Raw genomic sequence first — 7,850 nt, forward strand, 5'->3', positions numbered from 1 at the left:
TCAACTGCCCCCTGGTCGCGCGACGGTCAGCCGCCCATGAAGAGCATCGTCCCGTCGGGGCCCAGCGCCTCGACGCGGGCTCCGTGCTCGACGGTGCGGCTGACCGTGCAGTACTTCTCGTGGGTGAGCCGGATGCCGCGCTCCAGCACCTCGGCGGCTCGGGCGTCGCCCTCCGGCAGCTCGATCTCGTACGCGATGCGGACGGCACCCACCCGTCCGTCGTCCTCGGCGCGCGACACGGACTCGACGACGATGCGCAGGCCCTCGTGCCCGGCGCTGCGCGCGGTGCGGTCGACGACCAGCCCGCCGCAGCCGCCGAGGGCCGCGAGCAGCAGCTCGACGGGGGTGAAGGAGGGCTGGGCCCCCGCGGAGTCGGCGGGGGCGATGCGGACCTCGGCGCCCCGGTCGTTGCGGGCGGTCCAGTCGCGTTCGCCGTTGCGGACGGTCTCGATGCGGTAGTCGGCCATGGCGGAACGGTAACCAGGCCGGACCCGCCGCGCCCCCGGAGACGTCGCGGCGGCGGTGCGTCAGAGGGGCGGGGAGCCCGCGCGCCCCACACGCGCGGACTCCCCCTGGTGGTGCTTCCCCACCCCACGGCGGCCGGTTCGGGAGCCGGTGACCGCCGTGGGCCAGAGTCTGCCTCGGGCCGGGCCGGAACTCATCCGGGACCCCCGCCTTTCGGTAACCTTCTGTGTTGAATCAGTGGCGAGATGTGACGGAAGACGGGTGCGGGACCCCTTGTACCGGGCGGCCGGCGCCGCACGGAACCCGCCGTCTGGCGCGATCCCGCCGTCGGAACTACGGCTGGATCTCAGTGCGGGGCAAGCGCTCTCCGCACCGGCCGCAGTACCGCGCCGAGGAGTCGTCCGCGACACGGCCGCACTCGGCGCACACCCGAGGCAGCAGACACGGCGCCTCGCCACCCTCGACGGCCACCGCCGCAACCGCCGCCGGGGTCCGGCCGATCGTCATGCCGGGGCGCCGCCGGTGACAGGTGAGGTAGGCGAGACCGGCGGCGCCCGCGCTGACCGACCGCCGCTCGCCGCGCGGCACGAACACGAGGACGCCCGGCGCCAGTTCCTCGTCGGCGCCCGCGCGGTGCAGGGTGCCGCTCCCCTCGACCACGACGAGCAGCACGTCCAGGTCGCTCTCGACGTACGCGTCCCCGTGCGCGTCGGGGCGCAGCCGGATCAGGTTCGCGTCCAGCTGCCGAGCCGCGCCCCGCAGGCGCCACAGCGCCCCGGTCGCGTCCGGCGCGGCGCCGTCGAGGACGTCGGCGAGGGTGACACGGTCGGCGGGCATCGTTCTCGTTCCTCCCTGAGGTGGGCCGGTCGGTCCGGTCGGGCCGGTCGGCAGCCTACGCAGTGCGGGCCGGGCCGGTGTCGTTCAGGAACGCGACGACCGGCGGCGTCGCCTCGTCGGCGAACTCCTCGAAGTAGGCGTGCCGGCCGCCCTCGACGAGCAGCTGGCGCGCGTCGGGGATGCGCCCGGCGAGCAGCGGTGCGTTCGCGGTGGGGTTGAAGCGGTCGTCGGTGCCGTGCACGACCAGCGTCGGCGCCTGGATCCGCGGCAGCGCGTCCCAGGCGTCGTGGCGGGCGCTGGCGCGCAGGTGGCGGCGGCGGGCGTGGGCGGTCAGGTCCGGGTCGCCGAGGGTGGCGTAGGGGCCGGGGTGGGCCGCGGTCCAGGCGGGTGTGTACATCAGGTCGACGAGCGTGGCGTACGCCGTGGCCGGGTCGGCGAGCGCGCGGCGGATCCCGGCGTCGCGCTCGATGCCGTGCGGTGCGCCGGGCGAGGTGCAGCCGAGGACGAGCCGGCCGACACGGTCCGGCCGGCCTGCGGCGAGCCACTGGGCGACGCGGCCGCCCATCGAGGTCCCGTACACGTGGGCGCGGCCGATTCCGGCGTGGTCCAGGACGGCGATCACGTCCTCGGCGAACCCGGGGGTGCTGTACGTGTCCGTGTCGGGCGCGTCGCTCCCGCCGGTGCCGCGCCAGTCCAGGACGACGGTGGTGAACGCGGCGTCGAGGCGCGGACGGACCGGGTCCCACCAGTGGTGGTTGTTGGACTGTCCGGCGAGGAGCACGAGCGGGGCGCCGCTACCGTGGATCTCGTAGTGAAGGGCGGCACCGTCGGCCGCGTGCGCGTGGGGCATGGTTCCCGATTCTGCCCCGGGAATGAAGTGTCAACCGACGGTTGACACTCCTGGACTGTCAACCTAGGGTTGCCTCATGACGAATCCCGCGGGCATGTCCCACCCCGTGCGCCTCGACGACCTGATCGAGGCCATCAAGAAGGTCCACACGGACGCCCTCGACCAACTGCAGGACGCGGTGCTCGCCGCCGACCACCTCGACGACATCGCCGACCACCTCATCGGCCACTTCGTCGACCAGGCCCGCCGCTCCGGCGCCTCCTGGACGGACATCGGCAGGAGCATGGGGGTCACCCGTCAGGCGGCGCAGAAGCGCTTCGTGGCGAAGGGCACCGAGGGCGACCTCGACCCCCAGCAGGGCTTCAGCCGCTACACGACCCGCGCCCGGAACGTGGTGATCGCGTCGCAGAACGAGGCGAAGGCCGGTGGCCACACCACGATCGGCACGTCCCACCTGGTGCTCGGGCTGCTGCACGAGCCGGACGGGCTCGCCGCCCTGGCGATCCGCTCCCAGGGCGTGCTGCTCGACACTGTCCGCCAGGAGGCCACGGCCGCCCTGCCCGAGGGCGGCGGCGACGTGCCCGCCCTCATCCCGTTCGACGCGGACGCCAAGAAGGCGCTGGAGCTGACGTTCCGTGAGGCGCTGCGCCTCGGGCACAACTACATCGGCACCGAGCACATCCTGCTCGCGCTCCTCGAGCACGAGAACGGCACGGGGGTGCTCTCCCGTCTCGGCCTCACGAAGGAGGCCTCCGAGGCCGACATCGCCGAGTCCCTCGCGGGCTACACCCGCCAGGCGCAGGCACAGGAGAAGGCAGACGAGAAGGCGCAGGAGACGGAGCAGCCCGAGGGCTGACGGTGCGCCGGCCGCGGCGGGTCCGGTGCGCGTGCGGCACCGGCCCCGTCCGCACTCTGTCCGTGCTCCGTCCGCGCTCGGCCACCACACGGTTCCCCGCGGCCGCGCTGCCGGCCGCAGATGGGAAACTGCTGCCATGACTGACCGCTCTGGAACCCCCGCCCGGCCGGACGACCTCGTCGACATCGACGAGCTGGTGGACGCCTACTACACGAGGGAGCCCGACCTCACGCGCCCCGAGCAGCGGGTCGTGTTCGGCACGAGTGGCCATCGTGGCTCCAGCCTCGACGGCGCCTTCAACGCACCGCACATCGCCGCGATCACGCAGGCCATCGTCGAGCACCGCACGGCCGAGGGCATCACCGGACCGCTGTTCATCGGCCCCGACACCCACGCCCTGTCCCGGCCCGCGCTGAAGACCGCGCTCGGAGTGCTCGCCGCGCACGGCGTCCGCGTCCGGGCCGACGCGCACGACGACTTCGTGCCGACGCCCGCCCTCAGCCACGCGATCCTGCGGTGGAACGCCGGGGAACCCGCCGACCGGGCCGACGGCATCGTGATCACCCCGAGCCACAACCCGCCGCGCGACGGCGGCTTCAAGTACAACCCGCCGCACGGCGGTCCGGCCGACTCGGCCACCACCTCCTGGATCGCGGACCGCGCCAACGCCCTCCTCGAGGACCCGGACTGGACCCCGCCCACCGCCGTGGACCCGGCCCCCGAGCCCTACGACTTCCGCGAGCACTACGTCGAGGACCTGCGCAGCATCATCGACCTCGACGCGATCCGCGCCGCCGGGGTGCGGGTCGGCGCCGACCCGCTGGGCGGCGCGAGCGTGCACTACTGGTCCCGGATCGCCGAGATGTACGGCCTCGACCTGACGGTGGTGAACCCGCACACCGACCCGACCTGGCGCTTCATGACGCTCGACTGGGACGGCAAGATCCGGATGGACCCGTCCTCGGCGCCCGCGATGGCCTCGGTCCTGGCCCGCCGCGCCGACTTCGACCTGCTCACCGGCAACGACGCGGACGCCGACCGGCACGGCATCGTCACCCCCGACGCGGGCCTGATGAACCCCAACCACTACCTGGCCGTGGCGATCCACTACCTCTTCACCCACCGCCCCGACTGGCCCGCCACCGCCGCCGTCGGCAAGACGCTCGTCTCCAGCGCCGTCATCGACCGGATCGCCGCCTCGCTCGGCCGCGACCTGGTCGAGGTGCCCGTCGGGTTCAAGTGGTTCGTGCCCGGACTCGTCGACGGGTCGGTCGCGTTCGGCGGCGAGGAGAGCGCCGGCGCCAGCTTCGTGCGCACCGACGGCCGGGTCTGGACCACCGACAAGGACGGCATCCTGCTCGCCCTCCTCGCCGCCGAGATCACCGCGGTCACGGGGAAGACGCCCTCGGTGTACTACGCCGAACTGGCCGCCCGGCACGGCGCGTCGGGCGCCGCGTACGCCCGCATCGACGCCAAGGCCACCAAGGAGCAGAAGGCCCGCCTCGCGCGGCTGACCGGCGACGCGATCACCGCGGACACCCTCGCGGGCGAGCCGGTCACGGCCCGCCTGTCCGAGGCTCCGGGCAACGGCGCCGCGATCGGCGGCGTCAAGGTCACCACCGAGAACGCGTGGTTCGCCGCCCGGCCCAGCGGGACCGAGGACGTCTACAAGATCTACGCCGAGTCCTTCCTCGGAGCGGAACACCTGGCGCAGGTCCAGGCCGAGGCACAGGCGATCGTGGACGCGGCGCTCGCCTGATCCGGCGTCTCAGGCGCGGGACGTCTCCGGCAGGCCGGGGACGTCCGCGACGCTGTCCGGCACGTACGAAGGACGCCCGGCGCGGCCACAGAAACGGGCTGGCCCTCGAACGGCCGGGCCCGTTAGGGTCGGGGCAGCATCGCGTGCCGGTCACCGACCGGGTGAGGCATGGAGGTGCCGGAGTTGCCTTCTGGAGGCAATCCATCGTGGCTGTACAGCTCAATCACACCATCGTGCACTCCCGGGACAACCGGGAATCCGCCGCATTCCTGGGACACGTCCTGGGGCTCCCCGTCGGGGACGCATGGGGCCCGTTCGTCCCCCTCGAACTCAGCAACGGCGTGACGCTCGACTTCGCGACCGTGCCCGCCGAGTCGATCACCGTGCAGCACTATGCCTTCCTCGTCACCGAGGAGGAGTTCGACGGGATCTTCCGGCGCATCGAGGAGGCCGGGATCACGTACTACGCCGACCCTGGTCTGCGGCGACCCGGGGAGATCAACCACAACGACGGGGGCCGCGGGATGTACTTCAAGGATCCCGCGGGTCACGGCATGGAGGCCATCACCCGCCCGTACGGCGGGTTCTGAGCGGCCTTCGACCGCGTCCGGCACACGGGGCCGCATCCGCCGCACGGTGGGTGCGGCCCCCGCCCGTTCGCGGCCGTCCGGGGCGGAGTCCGGGCTCAGCGGAAGTCGGTCACGTGGAGCACGAGGAACACCGTGCCCACGACGAGTGCCGCCGCTCCCACCAGCCCGAGGGCCAGTGCCGTCCGGCGTGCCGGGCGGCAGGCCAGTTCGGCGTCCTCCTGACGGACCGTGGCCGAACAGGGCAGCACCGCGAGACCGTAGGTCACCAGTCCGGCCGTGCCGACCGTCAGACCGAGTCCGAGCCATGTCACACCTGCGGACATTAGGGACATGTCTACGATTCTGGGGCTCTCCCGTGGATCTCGCACCTCCGTCACGTGCAGCAACCACGCACCGCGCGTACAACGGAACCGGAGCACTCCGGGCCGCGCCCCGCGCGGCCCCCGACCGAGGGACGCCCGCATGCCGCTCACCCGGGAACAGCGCGAGGAGTTCCTCGCCGGCACCCACCCCGCCTGCCTGGCCGTCGACGCCCGTGACGGACGGGGCCCGCTCAACGTGCCCATCTGGTACGCCTACCGGCCGGGCGGCCGCTTCAGCGCCGTGACCGCGGGCGACAGCCGCAAGGCCCGGCTGCTCGCGGCCGCCGGACGGGCCACCTTCCTCGTCCAGCGGGTCGAGCCCACCTACCGCTACGTGTCCGCGGAGGGTCCGGTGACGCTGCGTACCGCGACGGCCGAGGACCTCACGGCCGTCGCGTCGCGCTACCTGGCCCCGGACGTCGTGGCCGCGTACGTGGAGAACTCCCTGCGCCGCTTCGGCCCCGACGGGATGGCGCTCGTCGAGCTGCTACCCGAGCACTGGCTGAGCGCGGACATCGGCGCGAGCTGAGCCGGTTCCCGGCCCCGGCGCGGTGGTGCCGGGACCGGATCCCGGGCAGGCTCGAAGGGGTCGGTCACGGCGCCGGCACGGACGGACCGGGCGCCCTGGACCACCCGGACGACCCGGACGGACGACCCGGACGACGCGGAAGGGAACCTCCTCGTGGACGGCAACGCCTCGTACGGCAAGAAGGGCTTCAAGCGCTCCCGCAGTCACTTCGCGGACCGCATCACGGCCGACGGTCGCGACGGCTGGCCGGTGGAGGCGGGACGCTACCGGCTCGTCGTCAGCTACGCGTGCCCGTGGGCGAGCCGGGCGCTGGTCGTGCGGCGGCTGCTCGGGCTCGAGGACGCTCTGTCCCTCGCGGTCGCCGACCCGATCCAGGACGACCGCAGCTGGCGCTTCACCCTCGACCCGGACGGCCGCGACCCGGTCCTGGGCATCCGGTACCTCGCCGAGGCCTACGACGCCCGGGAGACCGGCTACCCCGGCGGGGTCAGCGTGCCGGCGATCGTCGACGTCCCCTCCGGCGCACTCGTCACGAACGACTACCAGCAGCTGACGCTGGACCTCGAGACCGAGTGGACGGCCCTGCACCGTCCCGGAGCGCCCGACCTGTACCCCGAGGCGCTGCGCGACGAGATCGACGACGTGATGGAGGGGATCTACCGCGACGTCAACAACGGCGTGTACCGCGCCGGTTTCGCGACGACGCAGGAGGAGTACGACGCCGCGTACCGCGACGTGTTCACCCGTCTCGACCTCGTGTCGCGGCGGCTGACCGACCGGCGCTACCTCGTCGGGGACACCATCACGGAGGCGGACGTGCGCCTCTTCACGACCCTGGTCCGCTTCGACGCGGTCTACCACGGCCACTTCAAGTGCAACCGGAACAAGCTCACCGAGGACCCGGTGCTGTGGGCGTACGCCCGCGACCTGTACCGGACGCCGGGCTTCGGTGACACGGTCGACTTCGACCACATCAAGCGCCACTACTACGGGGTCCACACCGGCATCAACCCGACCGGCATCGTGCCGCTCGGCCCCGATCGGTCCGGCTGGGACGCGCCGCACGGCCGCGAGGCGCTCGGCGGCCGCCCCTTCGGCGACGGGACCGCCCCGGCGCCTCGGTAGGCTCGCGGCGTACGTCCGCCCCAGGCCACGGAGATGTCATGCCCCGCCCCCACGTGCTGCTGTCCGCCGCCGTCTCGCTCGACGGCTGCCTCGACGACACCGGGCCCCGGCGGCTGCTGCTGTCGGGCCCCGAGGACTTCGACCGGGTGGACGCGGCGCGGGCCGGGAGCGACGCGGTCCTCGTCGGGGCGGGCACCCTGCGCGCGGACCGGCCCCGGCTGCTGGTCAACTCGGAACGGCGGCGGGCCCAGCGCGAAGCCGAGGGGCGTCCGGCGTACCCCCTGAAGGTGGCCGTGAGCGGTTCGGGCCGGCTCGACCCCGCGGACCCCTTCTGGACGACGGGCGGGGACCGGCTGGTGTACACGACGGACGAGGGGGGCGCCCTGGCCCGCGAGCGGCTCGGAGCGGCCGCCGACGTGGTGACGCTCGGGGCCGGCGTCGACTGGGCACGTCTGCTCGACGACCTCGGGGAGCGCG

Annotated in this window: 10 protein-coding genes; 6 read left to right on the forward strand and 4 right to left on the reverse strand. The window is 73.5% G+C overall.

From position 1 onward, the window contains the following. Window positions 1–26: 26 nt before the first annotated feature. The 3 genes from GTW43_RS02330 to GTW43_RS02340 all read right to left on the reverse strand — a co-directional run bounded on the left by GTW43_RS02330 (window position 27) and on the right by GTW43_RS02340 (window position 2,152). Window positions 27–467 (reverse strand): OsmC family protein, encoded by a 441-nt coding sequence (locus GTW43_RS02330; RefSeq protein WP_161299865.1) that lies wholly within the window; start codon window positions 465–467, stop codon window positions 27–29. A gap of 331 nt (window positions 468–798) precedes the next feature. Beyond that, window positions 799–1,302: a hypothetical protein gene (locus tag GTW43_RS02335; RefSeq protein WP_161299866.1), complete on the reverse strand. Its 504-nt coding sequence runs from the start codon at window positions 1,300–1,302 to the stop codon at window positions 799–801. Between the two features lie 55 nt (window positions 1,303–1,357). Further along, window positions 1,358–2,152: an alpha/beta fold hydrolase gene (locus GTW43_RS02340; RefSeq protein ID WP_161299867.1), complete on the reverse strand. Its 795-nt coding sequence runs from the start codon at window positions 2,150–2,152 to the stop codon at window positions 1,358–1,360. 76 nt (window positions 2,153–2,228) lie between these two features. Here GTW43_RS02340 and GTW43_RS02345 point away from each other — a divergent pair, with 76 nt between their 5' ends. The 3 genes from GTW43_RS02345 to GTW43_RS02355 all read left to right on the forward strand — a co-directional run bounded on the left by GTW43_RS02345 (window position 2,229) and on the right by GTW43_RS02355 (window position 5,357). Then, a complete protein-coding gene (locus GTW43_RS02345) occupies window positions 2,229–3,008 on the forward strand; it encodes a Clp protease N-terminal domain-containing protein (RefSeq protein WP_161299868.1) in 780 nt (259 codons plus the stop codon). A 136-nt stretch (window positions 3,009–3,144) separates the two neighbouring features. Beyond that, on the forward strand, window positions 3,145–4,767 hold the full coding sequence (gene pgm, locus GTW43_RS02350) for a phosphoglucomutase (alpha-D-glucose-1,6-bisphosphate-dependent) (RefSeq protein ID WP_161299869.1): 1,623 nt from the start codon (window positions 3,145–3,147) through the stop codon (window positions 4,765–4,767). A gap of 206 nt (window positions 4,768–4,973) precedes the next feature. Beyond that, window positions 4,974–5,357 carry a VOC family protein gene (locus GTW43_RS02355; RefSeq protein WP_161299870.1) on the forward strand — a complete coding sequence of 128 codons (384 nt, stop codon included), beginning with the start codon at window positions 4,974–4,976 and terminating at the stop codon, window positions 5,355–5,357. A gap of 95 nt (window positions 5,358–5,452) precedes the next feature. On the opposite strand, the gene GTW43_RS02360 is transcribed toward GTW43_RS02355, so the two are convergent. After that, the gene (locus GTW43_RS02360) at window positions 5,453–5,689 is read right to left on the reverse strand and encodes a hypothetical protein (protein ID WP_161299871.1); all 237 of its coding nucleotides are present in this window, start codon (window positions 5,687–5,689) and stop codon (window positions 5,453–5,455) included. A 130-nt stretch (window positions 5,690–5,819) separates the two neighbouring features. On the opposite strand from GTW43_RS02360, the gene GTW43_RS02365 reads away from it, so the two are divergent. The 3 genes from GTW43_RS02365 to GTW43_RS02375 form a co-directional block, all read left to right on the forward strand. Next, a complete protein-coding gene (locus tag GTW43_RS02365) occupies window positions 5,820–6,248 on the forward strand; it encodes a pyridoxamine 5'-phosphate oxidase family protein (protein WP_161299872.1) in 429 nt (142 codons plus the stop codon). Window positions 6,249–6,401: 153 nt separating this feature from the next. Further along, window positions 6,402–7,373: a glutathione S-transferase C-terminal domain-containing protein gene (locus GTW43_RS02370; protein WP_161299873.1), complete on the forward strand. Its 972-nt coding sequence runs from the start codon at window positions 6,402–6,404 to the stop codon at window positions 7,371–7,373. 38 nt (window positions 7,374–7,411) lie between these two features. Next, on the forward strand, window positions 7,412–7,850 hold a 439-nt coding region (locus GTW43_RS02375), incomplete at its 3' end, for a dihydrofolate reductase family protein (protein WP_202500941.1).

The sequence above is a fragment of the Streptomyces sp. SID5785 genome (assembly GCF_009870065.1).
Lineage (GTDB): Bacteria > Actinomycetota > Actinomycetes > Streptomycetales > Streptomycetaceae > Streptomyces.